At 57.9% G+C, this 15,717-nt stretch carries 15 protein-coding genes; 12 read left to right on the top strand and 3 right to left on the bottom strand.

From position 1 onward, the window contains the following. Positions 1-50: 50 nt before the first annotated feature. Complete coding sequence (locus tag GKO01_RS07855; protein WP_099286581.1) at positions 51-1,046, top strand: Gfo/Idh/MocA family protein; 996 nt, start codon at positions 51-53, stop codon at positions 1,044-1,046. A 15-nt stretch (positions 1,047-1,061) separates the two neighbouring features. On the opposite strand, the gene GKO01_RS07850 is transcribed toward GKO01_RS07855, so the two are convergent. Then, the gene (locus GKO01_RS07850; protein WP_099286580.1) at positions 1,062-2,870 is read right to left on the bottom strand and encodes an ABC-F family ATP-binding cassette domain-containing protein; all 1,809 of its coding nucleotides are present in this window, start codon (positions 2,868-2,870) and stop codon (positions 1,062-1,064) included. Between the two features lie 60 nt (positions 2,871-2,930). After that, positions 2,931-3,671 (bottom strand): response regulator, encoded by a 741-nt coding sequence (locus GKO01_RS07845; RefSeq protein ID WP_099286579.1) that lies wholly within the window; start codon positions 3,669-3,671, stop codon positions 2,931-2,933. A gap of 219 nt (positions 3,672-3,890) precedes the next feature. Here GKO01_RS07845 and GKO01_RS07840 point away from each other — a divergent pair, with 219 nt between their 5' ends. The 8 genes from GKO01_RS07840 to recQ all read left to right on the top strand — a co-directional run bounded on the left by GKO01_RS07840 (position 3,891) and on the right by recQ (position 13,118). Beyond that, the gene (locus GKO01_RS07840; RefSeq protein ID WP_244901396.1) at positions 3,891-4,412 is read left to right on the top strand and encodes a sigma-70 family RNA polymerase sigma factor; all 522 of its coding nucleotides are present in this window, start codon (positions 3,891-3,893) and stop codon (positions 4,410-4,412) included. Positions 4,413-4,514: 102 nt separating this feature from the next. Then, entirely contained in the window at positions 4,515-5,090 is a 576-nt protein-coding gene (locus tag GKO01_RS07835; RefSeq protein WP_099286578.1) for a sigma-70 family RNA polymerase sigma factor, read from the top strand. A 167-nt stretch (positions 5,091-5,257) separates the two neighbouring features. Then, complete coding sequence (locus GKO01_RS15940) at positions 5,258-5,431, top strand: NepR family anti-sigma factor (protein WP_167383445.1); 174 nt, start codon at positions 5,258-5,260, stop codon at positions 5,429-5,431. After that, positions 5,428-7,302 (top strand): sensor histidine kinase, encoded by a 1,875-nt coding sequence (locus GKO01_RS07830; protein ID WP_244901378.1) that lies wholly within the window; start codon positions 5,428-5,430, stop codon positions 7,300-7,302. The genes GKO01_RS15940 and GKO01_RS07830 overlap by 4 nt, the downstream gene beginning before the upstream one ends. 112 nt (positions 7,303-7,414) lie before the next feature. Then, entirely contained in the window at positions 7,415-9,100 is a 1,686-nt protein-coding gene (gene cydD, locus GKO01_RS07825; protein ID WP_099286577.1) for a thiol reductant ABC exporter subunit CydD, read from the top strand. Beyond that, a complete protein-coding gene (gene cydC / locus GKO01_RS07820; RefSeq protein WP_099286576.1) occupies positions 9,097-10,773 on the top strand; it encodes a thiol reductant ABC exporter subunit CydC in 1,677 nt (558 codons plus the stop codon). The genes cydD and cydC overlap by 4 nt, the downstream gene beginning before the upstream one ends. A 55-nt stretch (positions 10,774-10,828) precedes the next feature. Next, positions 10,829-11,236, top strand: a complete 408-nt coding sequence (locus GKO01_RS07815) for an OmpA family protein (protein ID WP_099286575.1) — start codon at positions 10,829-10,831, stop codon at positions 11,234-11,236. A gap of 13 nt (positions 11,237-11,249) precedes the next feature. Next, positions 11,250-13,118, top strand: coding sequence for a DNA helicase RecQ (recQ, locus tag GKO01_RS07810; RefSeq protein WP_099286574.1), 1,869 nt, complete (start codon positions 11,250-11,252; stop codon positions 13,116-13,118). A gap of 4 nt (positions 13,119-13,122) precedes the next feature. Here the strand turns inward: recQ and GKO01_RS07805 are convergent, their stop codons facing one another. Beyond that, a complete protein-coding gene (locus GKO01_RS07805; RefSeq protein ID WP_099286573.1) occupies positions 13,123-13,614 on the bottom strand; it encodes a copper chaperone PCu(A)C in 492 nt (163 codons plus the stop codon). A gap of 122 nt (positions 13,615-13,736) precedes the next feature. Here GKO01_RS07805 and nrdR point away from each other — a divergent pair, with 122 nt between their 5' ends. From nrdR to thiL, 3 genes are read left to right on the top strand one after another with little or no spacing between them, the layout of a single operon-like run. Beyond that, the gene (gene nrdR, locus GKO01_RS07800; RefSeq protein ID WP_099286572.1) at positions 13,737-14,237 is read left to right on the top strand and encodes a transcriptional regulator NrdR; all 501 of its coding nucleotides are present in this window, start codon (positions 13,737-13,739) and stop codon (positions 14,235-14,237) included. Continuing rightward, entirely contained in the window at positions 14,234-14,719 is a 486-nt protein-coding gene (gene nusB / locus GKO01_RS07795; protein ID WP_099286571.1) for a transcription antitermination factor NusB, read from the top strand. Before nrdR ends, nusB begins: the two co-directional genes overlap by 4 nt. 3 nt (positions 14,720-14,722) lie before the next feature. Beyond that, positions 14,723-15,700 (top strand): thiamine-phosphate kinase, encoded by a 978-nt coding sequence (thiL, locus tag GKO01_RS07790; protein ID WP_099286570.1) that lies wholly within the window; start codon positions 14,723-14,725, stop codon positions 15,698-15,700. Positions 15,701-15,717: the final 17 nt, after the last annotated feature.

Raw genomic sequence — 15,717 nt, 5'->3', positions numbered from 1 at the left:
GAGCGCGCACGACCTTCCCGGAAAACAGCGCGCCTGATAAGCGTACCTGCATGAATACAGCGCAGCAGCTTCGTGTCGGTATCGTCGGGGCCGGTCATTTCGGACGGTTTCACGCCCTCAAATCCGCAGCAAACCCGGCCGAACAGCTTGTCGCTCTTTATGATCCCGATCCAGCCCGCGCAGCCGTTGTGGCAGCAGAAGTTCGTTGCGGAATTGCCACAAGCTACGAAAATCTTCTTGAACAGGTCGATGCCGTCATTATCGCGGCCCCGGCGGAATATCATTTTCCTCTGACCAGTCAGGCTCTTAGAGCCGGGCGACACGTTCTGGTCGAAAAACCCATCGCCGCGACGCTGGAAGAGGCATATGCCCTCGCTAAACTGGCAGAACAGACCGGAAAAATCCTTCAGGTTGGACACCTGCTGCGCTACTCCGCCGAACATCGCGCCATCACCGAACGGATCAAGGCGCCACTCTACATTGAGGCAACCCGCATTGCTCCATACAAACCCCGCGGGACGGATGTTTCGGTCATTCTCGACCTGATGATCCATGACCTTGATCTCGTTCTAGCGATCGTAGACAGCCCCATCGCGGAAATCGACGCACTGGGCGCGGCTGTTTCGAGCGCGCATGAAGATATTGCCAACGCCCGCGTCAGGTTTGAAAACGGATGCGTGGCTACCATCACGGCAAGCCGGATTTCGCTGAAAACAGAACGCCGTATGCGACTGTTCTCACAGGACGGATATCTTTCTGCCGACTTTATGGAGCGCAAGCTGAGCTTCATCGGCCGTGAACGGGGCCTTCCCCTTCCGGGCACCGGAGGCTTCCGCCGTGAAGCCATCAGCTGGAAAGACCATGACAATCTGGCAGCTGAACATGAGGCTTTCGCCGCTTCGTGCCTTCACGGCGCTCCGGTTCTGGTCGATGCACAGGCCGGGATCAGAGCGTTGGACGCTGCCATCCGTGTCACGGACAGCATCAAGCGATCCAGAGAGATCATGGAGCTTTCCGGCCTGATCCCATCCTCACCAGAAAGCTAAAGAATTTCTTTCAAATTACTGATTTTCAAGAAGTTCTTTTTTCATTTCCAGCTCAAGCCATTCTTCTTCCGACTGGGTTAGTTCCCTCTCAGAAATTTCCAGAAGCTGCGTGGTCTTCTCGAATTTTGCATAATCCCGGCTATAGAGTTCCGGGTCTGCGAGAACGTCGCGATAGGCTTGAATCTTCTTCTCCAGATCAGCCATTTTCTTAGGCAGCAGATCCAGAGCACGCTTGTCATTATAACTGAGCTTTTTCGTCTTTTTGTCTGCTTTCAAAGCAGATTTTGGTGCAATTTCTTCTGCTCCAGAAGAGGAAATTGCACGACCTGCCGGAGCCTCTCCACGCTGAATCAGCATGTCCGAGTAGCCGCCCGCATATTCGATCCACTCACCACCGCCATCTGACACCAAAACCGAACTTGCCACTCGATCCAGAAAGTCACGATCATGGCTTACCAGCAGAACCGTACCCGCATAGTCGGCCAGCATATCCTGAAGAAGATCCAGCGTTTCCAGATCGAGATCGTTCGTCGGCTCATCAAGAACCATGAGGCTCGACGGCTTGGCCAGAGCACACGCCAGCGCCAGCCGACCGCGCTCTCCCCCTGAGAGTTTTCCAACCGGGGTGCGAGCCTGTTCAGGACGGAACAGGAAGTCTTTCATATACCCGATGACATGGCGCTTTTCGTCGCCGACCTGCACCATATCTCCACTGCCACCCGCAAGGGTCTCGGCCAGCGTCTTCGTCGGATCGAGGCTTTCCCTCTGCTGATCCAGCGTCACCATAGCCACGGACGGCCCCATCTTGATGGCGCCGGATTGCGGCTCCATCTTCCCGGTTAAAAGACGCAGAAGCGTTGTTTTTCCTGCGCCGTTCGCTCCCACCAGACCCAGCCGATCACCACGCAGAATTCTCAGATCGAGATCCCTGACGATGGCCCGATCCTCATAGGCCCAGTTGACGCCTTCTGCTGCAATCGTGATCTTGCCTGCGCTTTCGGCATCTGTCGCAGCCATCCGCAGCGTCCCCTTGTTGCGGGAAGCAAGCTCACGACGCTGCGCCCGAAGCGCTGCCAGCTCTCCGACACGGCGGACATTGCGCTTGCGGCGTGCCGTGACGCCGTAAATCATCCAGTCTTCTTCCCGCGCGATCTGGCGATCCAGCTTGTGAGCATCACGCTCCTGCTGCTCCAGAACCTCATCGCGCCAGGTTTCATAGCGGGCAAACCCCTGATCGAGCCGTCGCGTCACGCCATTTTCCAACCAGACGACACTGCGAGACAAAGTCTCCAGCAGCCGACGGTCATGACTGATAACGATCATCGCGCAACGGGAGGCAGACAGTTCTTTTTCCAGCCATGTGATAGACGGAAGGTCCAGATGGTTGGTCGGCTCGTCCAGCAGCAGCAGATCAGGCTCAGCAGCAAGAGCGCGGGCGAGGGCGCAGCGTCGCACTTCACCGCCCGAAAGACTTTGGCAACTTTCCTCGCCCGTCATCCCGAGTTCCGCCAACATGGAGCGCGCACGGTAAGATTCGGTCTCATCAAGACCTTCAGAGGCATAATCGAAAGTCGTGGCGTAGCGCGAAAGATCCGGCTCCTGCGCGAGGTAATGGACCTTTGTGCCGGGCTGCACGAAACGCTTGCCGGAATCCGTTACGATATCGCCCGAAGCAATCTTCAGCAGCGTGGATTTTCCGGAGCCATTGCGTCCGACAAGGCAGATACGCTCACCGGGCAGAACAGCAAGCTCCGCGCCATCAAGCAGCGGTCGTCCGCCAAGAGTATAGGTAATATTCTGAAGAGAGAGGATGGGTGCCGACATGGCTCCTTATGTGTCGCAGCGGAGCACCCGCCGCAAGCCACCCCTCTCCAAATTATGCCATCAGACGGGCGTAACCCCACCAGTGACAACCTGATAGGTCGCAACAGCCAGCGTCATTGGCTCGAATGGCTTGGTGATGACGAAAGACGGCTCTTGCGTTTCACCCGTTAGCAGGCGCTCCGGATAGGCCGTAACAAAAATGACCGGTGCGTCGTGCGTCCGCAGGATACGCCCTACGGCCTGCATACCGTCCCCACCCCCACCAAGATTAATATCCGCAAGAATGAGGCCGGGTTTCGTTTTCGCAGCTAATGCGACAGCATCAGCCTCTGTATGCGCTACACCTGCAATTTTATGGCCACAGCGCTCGACCAGATCCTGAATGTCCATGGCGATGATCGGCTCATCTTCAATAATCAGAACGCTGGTTTGCGCGATTTCCTGAAGTCCTTCACGCGCTTTATTGAGTTCAGCTGCTGCCTGCTCGTCGGTCAGACCCAAAGCATGAGCACTGGAAGACAGAGACTGCTCTTCGAGAGACGTTAACAGAAGAAGAGCACGCTGGCGCAGGGGCATGCCGACCTTGGCATCCGCACCGTGCCGTTCCATGAATGCACTCACCAGCAGACCATAGAGAGCCTGCCGTGCGGAAAGATCACTCCTGCGTGAACTTTCCACCAGCTCCTTTAGGGCAATCGCTACGAGTTGATCGCCCGTTTTCTGATCACCGACCAAGGCGCGGGCAAAGCGACGGGCGTAGGGAAGCGCTTTGACGAGTTCCTGACGTGCCGGGTCGGTCATGTATCGCTGGCCCCCTGAAAAGATATTATGGATCCACCCTGATCGGGTGCGTCCCGTTATGAAGGTTGAATAACCATGACACGATGCCCAATCTCCGTATAGTCTCTGTGGCTGCGCGGCCATCTGGAATGTCGCGTGAAGGATCTTCTTCTGACCACATCCGCATCCGACGGGCATTCGTCAGGCCCACCGTCCCCAAAAACCGACTTTCATCGCGACCTGCTTCAGGCCCTCCCGGATCTAAGAGGTTTCGCACGTTTTCTGACGCGTGATGTAAGCGCAGCCGATGATCTGGTTCAGGACACAATTGTCCGCGCACTGGCCTCTCAGAATCAGTTCCAACAAGGAACCGTCCTTAAAGCATGGCTCTTCACAATTCAGAGAAATGCTTTTTACGAGCAGACGCGTCGACGCAGTCGTGAACAGGAAATCATGCTCGATATCGAACTTGATATGCAGCCATCAACAGCCGCACCATCACGTCAGAGTGCCCGCGATGCTGTTCAGGATCTTGGAGAACTTTTGTGGAAGCTGCCAGATTTACTCCGTGAGGCATTGATCCTCGTTGGGGGGCAGGAACTCTCTTATGAAGATGCCGCCCGAGTCTGCGATGTGCCTGCTGGAACAATGAAAGCGCGCGTTTCCCGCGCACGCGCCCAACTCGCGGAGTTGGCTGCCATCTCTTCCTCGATTTCAGGGGAAGATGCCGAAAAAACATCGGCTGAATCTGGGGGTTTTTGAAGCGATTTCTTTATTTTCAAAAATTTCTTTCGTCTGGATGCAACATTTTCGATCCGTCATTCATTGGTCTCCTGAAAACAGACGAAATCAGGAGTCAGTTCCATGACGTTCCACGATCAGGTCATCGCCATTCTTCCAAAGCTGCGTGTTCAGGCTCTGTCCCTGACCCGCAACCGAGCCGCTGCAGAAGATCTCGTACAGGACGCCGTGTGCAACGCTCTGGCCGCACAGAACAGCTTCATACCTGGGACGAATTTTTCAGCCTGGATGCATCGTATTCTGCGCAACCGGTTTATTTCTGATCTTCGCAAGCGTCGCGAGACAACTGATATTGACGATGTACCTGCTTCGTCTTTCGCCAGTCCGGCAACCCATGAAGACAATCTCGCTCTGAAAGACCTGTCGATGGCGTTGTCACGCCTTCCGTCCGACCAGCGTGAAGCGCTCGTCATGGTCGTGATTCAGGGTATGAGCTACGAAGAATTGGCAGAAGCAACGGATTGCGCCGTTGGTACGGCAAAAAGCCGTGTCTTCCGGGCACGTCGTCAGTTGGAAGCCTGGATGAGCGGGGATCTTCCCACCAATGACAAGCTGCGCGTCAAGGTCAAAGCACTGCGGGACGCCATGGATGCCCGAAGCCGCGCTGGCCGTCCGTGCGACGATCTCATGCTGTCCTGATCCTGATATCCGCAATAAAAGATCCTAATCCATTGCGGATTGGAAGCAATTGCAGAAAACGCTCTGTTTTCGTAAGACTGTTTCTGGCAGTTCATCCCGCAACGGTTTCTTAAAAGAAAACCGTAGTTCGCGCCATAATCAGTATCAGGAAGGTTCGGGACCAGCCCATGACCGCAGGAGACAAGCGGAAGTCTTCAGTCGAGGATACCAAGGCAGAGAAGCAAGAATCGCCCTTTGGTATCTGGCTGAGCCGAGGCCTACATCAACTTTTCGATGATGTTGCAAATGAGCCGATTCCCGATGAACTCCTCCGACTGATCGAGGAAGATCGAAACAAGTGACTGTTATACGGTCTGGTTCTCCAGACCTGAATCCAAAGCGCTGGCACCGTCTGTTTCGCAGACGCAGCGCTCTGCGTCATATCCGGATGCTTGATACAGTCGGTGCGCGGGTCATGGCATTGATTGTCGCCACTACCCTTCCTCTCGCAGTCATCGCGTCCATGCTGGCCTGGCACAGCTATCAGCAGAATGTCGGCAATAGCGCCCTGCGTACCGAACGCGACACACAGCTTACGATTTCGGAAATTACAACGAATCTGGATCAAACCCATACGCTACTGGATATGCTGGCTGACGGAGATATCTCCTCAGGGAATGCGCTAAGGGAATTCGCGCTCGTCCAGACCGTCTCCCAGCATCATTACTGCCTGTTGATGTTAACAGATGTAGAAGGGCGACCATCGGTTGTGTTGCCTTCTCCTTCGACACAGGACCCGGCAATTTGTCATTCTCAGGAACACACATCGTCGTCGATGATGTCAGCTTCTGCCAAGCTTCCCGTTGTCGGAGTTGACGTTCTGAAGGGAGACAGGGGCCCGCTCCTGAAATTTGTCGTTCCCATTCTCAATAACAATTCTGTTTCTGGCTACATCATTGCGATCAGAACTCTGGGTTGGCAGCAGAGTCGTCTGCCAAAAGGAGACAGCCGTCTTCTTCTTGGGACAGACAATCATTCCCAGCATTTGCTCGCCATGCCAGATGGTTCTCTTTACTCGCTTTTTCCGGATCGTCCTGCAGCAGCAAAGCTGCCCCCAAAAGCAATGACCCGCCTCGAACGGGATATCACCTCGTTAAGCCAGCATGATGTCTTTACGAGCCAAGGCATCACATATGCATTCCAAAACGCTTACGGGCCGGTCAGTTTGATTGTTGTGACCGAACGCACAGCCGAGGAAAGTCACGCTCTCAATATCTTTCTGATCCGGGTCAGCCTGATTGTCGGTCTTCTGGTGCTGGAACTGCTGGGCGTCGCACTGGGCGCAAGTGTTTTTCTGGTCGATCCTCTCGAAAAGCTGGCGCTTGCCGTCGCAGACTGGAGGAGAGGAGCACTGTTCGCTCCCAGAATCGATCACTCGATCCCCCTTGAAATTCGACATTTGGAAAAAGCTTTCCTGCGCGCCACACGACGCCTGACCCAACATGAAAAGGATCTGGAGCAGTCGGCCCGAAATCAGGACATGCTGATTCGAGAAATCCATCATCGTGTGAAGAACAACCTGCAGGTCGTGGCATCTCTACTCAACCTTCAGGCAAGCCGCATCCGCTCCCATGAAGCACGCGAAGAATTCCGCCTCGTGCGAGATCGGGTAAGAGCACTCGCAACCCTGCACCGTTATCTTTACTCGGAAAACGGCCTTTCGGCTCTGGACGTCCAGAGCTTTCTGGAAGAACTCTGTAGCCTTCTGCTGTCAGCTAACAGCATGAATGCCCAGACCCGTATCCGGCTTCGACTTGATATCGAACACGTCCTGATCTCCCCTGATCAGGCAGTTCCGATTGCGCTGATCGTGACGGAAGTTCTCAGCAATGCCCTGCGATATGCGTTTCCCGGCGAGCGGGCAGGACATATCGTCATTGCCCTGCACAAAGTTGTTCCGCCAGATCCTGACAAAGAAGGACTGGTAGAACTGAAGCTTGGTGATGACGGTATTGGCATTGATGCGTGTCAGGCCAGCGAGTCCCGGACACGCAGGGAAGGGATCGGTATGCAGCTCATTCGTGGATTTGCCCGGCAAATCAATGCGGACATGACCGTCAGCAATGAAAACGGAACCTGGTACACTCTGCGTTTCATTCCAGAACGCCCGTCCCTTACGGCACTCGCCATGGCGCGCGAGGCCATTAATCACGACGAAGACTCGGTGCGGTAATCACGTAACAGCCGCAGGTTTCGCCGCCAAAACCACAAAAAACTCTAAATAAGCTGCAAGAATTGCCTGAGGCACTGTCTTGTCGCGCTTTTGCGACCTATATGCAGGGGTCATGAAGGCCGACAAGACAATCGCAAAAGCGTGGGTAAAGGCACAGGGACGCGCCAGCCGCTCCCGAACCTCTGTCGTAGTATGTTTAGGATTGCTCTCAACCCTGCTGGGACTCCTGCAGGCCTGGGCGCTGGCACGAACGCTCGCCTCAGTGCTGACACACGACACGGACAGTATCGGTCCGGCGATTGTCGCCTTCCTTCTGGCCTGCCTCCTCAGGGTCATTCTCTCGACCGTGCAGGAAATGACGGCCATATCCGCCGGAATTCAAGGTCGCCGCCGTCTGCGAAAAGAAGTGCTGGATCGTATCCTCAATGAAGGACCAGCTCTTCTGCGCCGCCACCATAGCGCAGCCATCGCCGCAACGCTGGTTGACCGGATCGAAGCGCTCGATGGCTATTTTGCGCGCTGGCTGCCTGCCGCGTCGCTCTGGCTGGTCTCTCAATGGCTGGTCGTGATCGCAGTTTACCTAGAGAATCATCAGGCTGGCCTGATCCTCGCTGCCTGTTGCGCCGTCCTTCCCATCTTTCAGGCCGTCTTCGGAATCGCTACGGCTGTGGCGTCACGCAAACAGTTTCTGGCCATGGCGCGCCTTCAAACACGTTTTCTGGACCGTGTGAAAGGGATTGCAACCATCGTTCTCTCAGGCGGAACCGAGCGCGAAACACAGGCTCTGGCGAAAAGTGCCGACGATCTGCGCCAACGGACCATGAAAGTCCTGCGGATCGCCTTTCTTGCTTCCGCCACCACGGATGTGGCGATGGTCGTAGCCCTCGTGCTGATTGTCGTAACGCAGGCTCACACCCTCATGGGGCATCCGTCCAACGCAGTTCTGACCCGGGCGCTCTACGCCGTTCTTCTGGTTCCCGAAGCATTTGCATCATTCCGGGCACTTTCAGCAGCTTATCAGGATCGCGCGCACGCTACCGCCGCTGCCGAAGCCATGCATGAACTGGCCCCGCTAAACGAACGGACGGTCGCCACCCTAAATATCCTCCATGCCGACGGCGGCATTTCAGTCACGGCAGAGAACGTCTCTTTTGCATGGGACGAGCAGCGCGGCACGGTCATTCACGATATCAGCTTCGCTCTTGCCGCAGGCGAGACGCTGATTCTGGAAGGCGCCTCCGGAGCAGGTAAATCCACGCTTCTGGAACTGCTGCTCGGCTTCGTCTCTCCGTCCCAGGGACGCATCCTGTTTGATGGGCAGGACATGCAGGATTTTTCTCCGCGACAGATTTCCTCCCTGATCAGCTGGATCGGTCAGAAGCCGGTCCTGTTTGCCGGAACCATCCGTGAGAACATCCTGTTCGCCAAGCCCGATGCGACGGCCGACGAACTGGACGATGCCATTTCCGCGGCTGCCGTCGATCAGTACCTCTCATCCCTGCCAGATGGCCTGGAAACGCGGATCGGGGAGGGCGGCTTCGGTCTCTCAGGCGGTCAGGCGCAGCGCATTGCCATTGCCCGCGCCTATCTCAAAAACTCGCCGCTTCTGCTGCTTGATGAGCCAACCTCCCATCTTGACCCGAAAACCGAGGCCAGCATTCTCGCGAGCCTGAAAGACCTGGCAAAAGGCCGGACTGTCATTCTTTGCAGCCATTCCGCACAGGCCCGACAGTTTCAGGGACGCCATCTTGTCCTTGATGGTGGCCGCGCCATCGCCTTTACGGGAGAAGCCGCATGAGTGCCTCGCTGCCCACGAACCCGGAAACACGCAGCAAAACTGCGCTTTCCCGGATTCTTCAGGTCTGGCGTCCGCAATATACGCGGCTCATTACAGGAATCATCATTGCTGAACTGGCTGTGTGTGCGGGACTGGCCCTGATGGGGCAGGCAGGCGGCCGTCTGGCGGGGGCTGCAATCGGCGTTGGAGCCGCCTATCTTCTTCTGCGCCTGTCCGGTGCCGCCCAGATTGTCCTGCGCTATGTGGAGCGTCTGTATACTCATGACGCCATGTTCCGCGCTCTGGCGGACCTGCGGGTCTGGTTCTATCGCAAACTCGCTGGCGGCGCTGCCGCAGGTCTGGGTTTCCAGCGTTCGGGGGATCTGCTCTCCCGTCTGGTGTCCGACGTCCAGACGCTCGACAACCTCTATCTGCGCATTTTTGTCCCGCTGGTTTCAGCGCTGCTGACGTTTCCGATCGCAACGATCGTCTGGATGAAAGCAGGAACACAGGCCGGGCTGCTGACCGGCGCACTCTTTGCCGTTCTCGCTTTCGTTCTGCCCTTGATGGGCGCGCACCTGTCCAAACGTTTCGGGCCGGACATCCTGCATGCGGAATCCGAACTTCGGGTTGCTGCACTCGATCTGACCTCGGGCCTCCGCGAGGCCCGTGCGTTCGGTGCGGAAGACGTCCTCGCCGCGGTCGTTACGGAGCGTCAGGAAACCCTCTTCAAGGCCCAGCGGCGTCAGCAGACCCGTATGGCGCTCATGCAGGGTTTTGCAGGCCTGATCGCTAAAGGGGGCATCGCCATCATCCTGTGCGCGGTGGCTGGACTCCTGTTCCCCCAAGCACCGGCAGTCGCTGGCCTTACAGCGCTTTTCGTTGCCATCACAGCCCTCGAAGGTGTGACGGGTCTAGCACGGGCCGGCCTGCTGAGCGGACAGGTCAACCACGCCGCCCAGCGGATCGTTGAGATTGCCGATAAGGCTCCCCCGGCTCCAGAGGGCAACGCGCCGCTCCCGACCGGACGGGATCTGCGTCTCGAAAACGTGACGTTCAGCTGGACGCCGGATCGGGCGCCGATCTTCCACAATCTGAGCCTGACCCTGCGTCAGGGAGAGCGCGCGGCGCTGATCGGGCCTTCCGGAGCTGGAAAATCCAGTCTGGCCGCGCTGATCCTCAAGGCCGCATCTCCCGCTCAGGGCCAGATCCTGCTGGGCGGGACTGATATCAACACCCTGCGCGACAGCGATCTCCGCTCCCAGATCGCATGGCTGTCACAGGCCAGCCACCTGTTTGATGATACGGTCCGTGGCAACCTGCTTCTGGGCCGGGAAGATATTTCCGAAGAAGCCCTCTGGACAGCTCTGGAGCAGGCCCGGATCGCGGATGTCGTTCGCAGCCTGCCTGACGGACTTGAGACATGGATCGGCGAAGGCGGCTCGAAACTTTCGGGCGGGCAGGGGCGCCGTATTGCTCTGGCCCGCGTGTTGTTGTCCGATGCGCCCATTCTCGTTCTTGACGAACCGGCAACGGGGCTGGACGCCGATACCGAGCGCGCGTTTCTCGAAACGCTCAATAACGCGACCGAAGGGCGAAGTGTCCTGCTGATCGCGCATCGTCTGACAGGCGTGGAAAAACTTGACCGCATCTGGCGTCTGGAAGACAGACAGGTTATTTCCAGTGCATGCTGAACGGCCCCGCGCCGACCCAGCTTCACGCCTTTCCACCCTGACAGGACGCTACGCCATGGCACGTTTCCTTTCCCTCATCCGCATCGCGGCCCCGGTTTTCGTTCTGTCAGCTGCGCTGGCAGGATGCGCCGAACAGCCCACGCGCGACAGCTACGTCGTTTTCTTCGACCGTGAATCCGTCACACTCAGCCCTGTCGCACAGGCTGTCGTCACCAAAGCCGCAGCAGCAGCCCGCGCTGAACATGCCACGGTCGTCCGCGTTTCCGGCTCTGCCGGGGTGAATGGTGATGCTGCAGTTCTGAAGGAACTGGCCACAAGCCGCGCGCAGGTTGTTGCCACACAGCTCAGCAATGACGGTATCAACGGCGCCAAGATCGAAATGACGCCTTACACGCCAAGTCAGCTTGAAGATTCGCACGTCGCCCTGCGCCGCGTTTCCATCACTATCGTTCCGGGTCTCTGATCCGGAAGCAGAAATGACGCAATCGCAGACCACGCCTCCCGATCAGACGGGTGCCGGTACAGCGCTGTCTCCTGAGAGCGTTCTGGCTGAAATCTTCGGATTTTCGGGGTTTCGTGGCCTCCAGCAGGAGGCCGTTGAAACGGTCATGCGAGGCGAAGACGTTCTCGTCCTCATGCCGACCGGCGGCGGCAAGAGCCTGTGCTATCAGGTTCCTGCGCTCTGTCGTGAAGGCATGGGTCTCGTCATTTCACCCCTGATCGCGCTGATGGACGATCAGGTGGCCGGTTTGCAACAGCTTGGGGTTCGGGCAGCCGCCCTCCATTCCGGGCTTGAACCGGATGAACGCGAACAACTCCAGAGCGATCTGCGCAACAACCGGATCGACATCCTCTATATTTCCCCCGAACGCCTGCTTCAGCCGTCCACAGCGAATTTCCTGTCTAAGCGCCAGATTTCCCTGATCGCCATTGACGAAGCCCATTGTATCTCGGCCTGGGGGCATGAGTTCCGTCCGGAATACCGCGCACTTGCCAGCCTGCCTGAAATGTTTCCCGGCGTTCCACGCATTGCTCTGACGGCCACAGCCGATCCGCGAACACGCGACGATATCCTGAACGCCTTGGGCATGCCCGACGCAGGGGTTCTGATGGCGAGCTTCCATCGCCCCAACCTGATCGTGGAAGCCCGCGCCAAAGCCAGCGAAAGCCGTCAGCTCCTCGAAACACTCCAAAGTCACCGCGAAGGCGCCTCTATCGTTTATTGCGGCAGCCGCAACAAGACCGAGCGCGTCGCCACGATGCTGCGCGACAAAGGACTGACAGCCCTGCCGTTTCACGCAGGCCTGTCCGCCATGGAAAAGCGCGCAACCCTGATGCGTTTCCGCTCCGGCGAGGAAATGGTGATCGTCGCAACCATCGCCTTTGGCATGGGCATCGACCGGCCTGATGTGCGCTGCGTCGTCCATCTGGACATGCCTTCATCGCCGGAAGCCTATTACCAGCAGATTGGACGGGCAGGGCGCGACGGCGAGCCTTCCGACACGCTCCTGCTTTATGGCGGAGAAGATATGGCGCGGGCGCGATACTGGCTCGAACAGTCCGCCGCACCCGACCACGAAAAGCGCGTGATGCAGGCCCGGCTTGAAAGCATGATCGCGCTTACGGAAACCACAGGCTGCCGCACACAGGCGCTTCTTGCCTGTTTCGGAGAAAACCTCGCCCAACCCTGCGGGCATTGTGACAACTGCATCAACCCGGTCTCGACCTTCGACGGCACACAGGCCGCCCAGAAAGTCCTCTCCGCCATCTACCGCACCGGCCAGCGTCTTGGCGCAGTCCAACTCTCCAATATTCTCCGCGGCAAGACCAACGAGACCATCGAACGCAATGCCTACCAGCATCTTTCGGTGTTCGGGATTGGCAAAGAGCATAGCGAGCAGTGGTGGCGTGCCGTCATTCGACAACTGATCGCACGCGGCGCCATCCGGATGCATGGCGAATATGGCAGTCTGGCGCTCCAGAGCGAGATTGCCCGCCCAATTCTGCGCGGTGAGGAACGTGTCGCGCTCAGGCTTGAAGCCAAAGCCGCATTGACGGCAAGCGCAGGGTCTGACGGCAATACGGAAAACGACCGCCTCTCAGCGGATGAAAAGCCGTATTTCGATGCCTTGCGACAGTGGCGCCTGTCCGAAGCGCGGGAGCAGGAAATCCCACCTTATGTCATTTTCCACGATTCCGTCCTGCGGGATATCGCCCGCGAACAGCCAGACAGCCGGGATGGGCTGGGCTGCATCAAAGGCGTCGGCGCATCGAAACTGGACCGCTACGGAACCGCCGTCCTGACCGTGCTGCGGGAAATCCGCGAGCCTGCCTCAGCCCACTGAAGCCTCAGTCATGGGTCAGTTCGTCAGGCCCTGTCACGGTGAAACTGACGGTAATGCTGCCTGCATTCAGAATATCGAAGGTGAAGGGCACCTTGCTCCCTATGGCAGGCATCTGCCGAATACCCATGCACATCATATGATAGCCCGAGCGCGGAAAAATCATCGTGGAGTCGTGAGGCAGAGCCAGATGGGTGAAGAGGTCATTCGCCCCTTCGGTCTGCTGCTGGTTCGTATGATGTGCAACCACGTTCTGACAGAGCGGAGATGAAATCCCATTCAGGAGATGATCCACGCTATCGTCGTTGCGAATCGTAAAGTAGCCTGCCCCACGATTTGGAGAATATGCCGAAGGGCGGAATGTCCCGTCCAGAACCACAACGTGCTCCGCATCATGAGCGGCATCCGGCGGTGACGCAGTTCCTGAAAGGGACTGCTGGGCGAAGGCCTGCGACGCAGTGAGAGCAAAGAGGGCGGTCAGGACAGATACCCGTTTCAACGACAGTCTCCCGTGAGTGTAGGCAAGTCTCGCGCAAGGCCCCGTTTGGGCCAGAACGCATCATCCGGTAAAGTGCGCTCACTTACCCGGCCCCGACAAGGCCCGAACTCTCAGGATCGCGAATGCGTTGCCCTTTTTGCGGACATGACGATACCCAGGTCAAGGACAGCCGCTCTACGGAAGATGGCGTTGCCATCCGCCGCCGACGCGTCTGCTCGGCATGCACGCAGCGTTTTACGACCGTCGAGCGCGTTCAGCTCCGCGAACTTTCCGTCACCAAAGCGGACGGAAGGCGCGTTCCGTTTGATCGGGACAAGCTGGCGCGCTCCATCCGTGTTGCATTGCGCAAACGCCCGGTTCCCGAAGAACGTCAGGAGCAACTGGTCAACGGACTGGTCCGGCAGCTTGAGGCCTCGGGGGAACATGAAATTTCTTCCCATCGCATCGGCCAGCTTGCGATGGACGCATTGCGCGAAGTGGACGGTGTGGCCTATGTCCGCTTCACCAGCGTTTACCGCGACTTCCGCGAGGTCGAGGCATTCTCGAAAATCCTCGCCGACATGAAACCTATTCCCGGGGGAGCAGACATGCCGCACCCCGACGACTCCCAGGAGACACCATGACCGTTACCGACGCCCCCGCCACCAACCCGACGCGCCGCAGCCGGACGATTGCCCGCGTCGCTGCCGTTCAGGCGCTGTTCCAGTGCGAACAGTCCGGCGATACGGCGGAAACCGTCATCAGCCAGTTCATCCGCCATCGCCGCGTCAGCTCCACGGCCTTATTCGAAGACGGCCATATCCCCGATGCCGATCTGAAACTGTTTCAGGAAATCGTCCTTGGCGTCACCCGTCGACAGGACGATATCGACACAAAGCTGAGCGCCGTTCTGCCCGAACAATGGCCGCTGCCGCGTCTGGACCCCGTCCTGCGCGCATTGCTGCGTGGCGCCGTTTTTGAGCTGATCGGCACGGACACACCGGACCGAATCATCATCAACGAGTATCTGGACGTCGCTCACGGCTTCTTCTCCGGCGACGAACCCAAGATGGTCAATGGCATTCTCGATACTCTCAGCCGCAGCGGTAATGACGGCAACGCCTGATTTATGACGGGCACATCGGACCCCGAAAATGCCGGATCAGGCGAATTCAGCTTCATTGCCCGTCATTTCCGGCCACTCGCCGGAGCGGAAGCCCTCGACCTGCGGGATGACTGCGCACTGATGCGCTGTCCTGTAGGCGAGGAGTTCGCCATCTCGACCGACACCATGGTCGAAAACGTCCATTTTCTCTCCGACGATCCGCCAGAGACCCTCGGTCGCAAGCTGTTGCGGTGCAACCTGTCCGATCTGGCGGCCATGGGCGCACGGCCCCATGCCTACACACTGAACGTAACCGTCCCACGCGGAGGCCGACACGACGAAAGCTGGTTTTCCGCCTTCTCGCACGGCCTCGCAGAAGACCAGCGACGCTATGGCGTACATCTGATCGGCGGCGATACGACTTCCATCTCTGGGCCATTGGTTCTGTCCGCGACTGTATTCGGACTTCTCAAACAGAACACGGCGCTTCGCCGCAACACCGCCAGCGCAGGCGACGATATCTGGGTGACCGGCACGATCGGAGATGCCGCTCTGGGCTTGCTCGTTCTCCAAGGCAAGCTCAAGGATTCGTCGGGATTTCTGGCCACACGATACCGCCTGCCACAGCCGAGAACAGGCTTAAATCTTCACGGCATTGTCAACGCAGCCATGGATATCTCAGACGGCCTCATTCAGGATTGCGGTCACATCGCAACGGAATCAGGCGTCCAGCTCGTTATCGAATCGGAAGCCGTTCCTGCTTCGGAGGCTGCCGCATCGCTCGGGCAGAACTGGCTCATGCAACGCCTGTGTGGTGGCGACGATTACGAACTGCTTCTCACATGCCCGCCCGAACGATCACGAGCGCTTCAGTCTGCATGCCAAGATGCCGGAATCCCGGTCCATCGTATCGGTCGAGTGCAAACAGGACGCGGTGTCAGGCTTCTGGATGCAATAGGAGCTGATATTGTGCTCGAACAGGGCGGCTGGCAGCATTTCTGAAGCCACCCTGCAACAAA

The sequence above is a fragment of the Gluconobacter kondonii genome (assembly GCF_002723995.1).
Classification (GTDB): domain Bacteria; phylum Pseudomonadota; class Alphaproteobacteria; order Acetobacterales; family Acetobacteraceae; genus Gluconobacter; species Gluconobacter kondonii.
The sequence above is the reverse complement of the archived record's forward strand: the minus strand, read 5'-3'. Positions and strand labels throughout refer to the sequence as shown.

Bases quoted from the DNA above. Each gene is read 5' to 3' on its own strand.
- GKO01_RS07855 (WP_099286581.1), top strand. From the start codon at position 51: ATGAATACAGCGCAGCAGCTTCGTGTCGGTATCGTCGGGGCCGGTCAT.
- GKO01_RS07850 (WP_099286580.1), bottom strand. From the start codon at position 2,870: ATGTCGGCACCCATCCTCTCTCTTCAGAATATTACCTATACTCTTGGC.
- GKO01_RS07845 (WP_099286579.1), bottom strand. From the start codon at position 3,671: ATGACCGACCCGGCACGTCAGGAACTCGTCAAAGCGCTTCCCTACGCC.
- GKO01_RS07835 (WP_099286578.1), top strand. From the start codon at position 4,515: ATGACGTTCCACGATCAGGTCATCGCCATTCTTCCAAAGCTGCGTGTT.
- GKO01_RS15940 (WP_167383445.1), top strand. From the start codon at position 5,258: ATGACCGCAGGAGACAAGCGGAAGTCTTCAGTCGAGGATACCAAGGCA.
- cydD (WP_099286577.1), top strand. From the start codon at position 7,415: ATGAAGGCCGACAAGACAATCGCAAAAGCGTGGGTAAAGGCACAGGGA.
- cydC (WP_099286576.1), top strand. From the start codon at position 9,097: ATGAGTGCCTCGCTGCCCACGAACCCGGAAACACGCAGCAAAACTGCG.
- GKO01_RS07815 (WP_099286575.1), top strand. From the start codon at position 10,829: ATGGCACGTTTCCTTTCCCTCATCCGCATCGCGGCCCCGGTTTTCGTT.
- recQ (WP_099286574.1), top strand. From the start codon at position 11,250: ATGACGCAATCGCAGACCACGCCTCCCGATCAGACGGGTGCCGGTACA.
- nrdR (WP_099286572.1), top strand. From the start codon at position 13,737: ATGCGTTGCCCTTTTTGCGGACATGACGATACCCAGGTCAAGGACAGC.
- nusB (WP_099286571.1), top strand. From the start codon at position 14,234: ATGACCGTTACCGACGCCCCCGCCACCAACCCGACGCGCCGCAGCCGG.
- thiL (WP_099286570.1), top strand. From the start codon at position 14,723: ATGACGGGCACATCGGACCCCGAAAATGCCGGATCAGGCGAATTCAGC.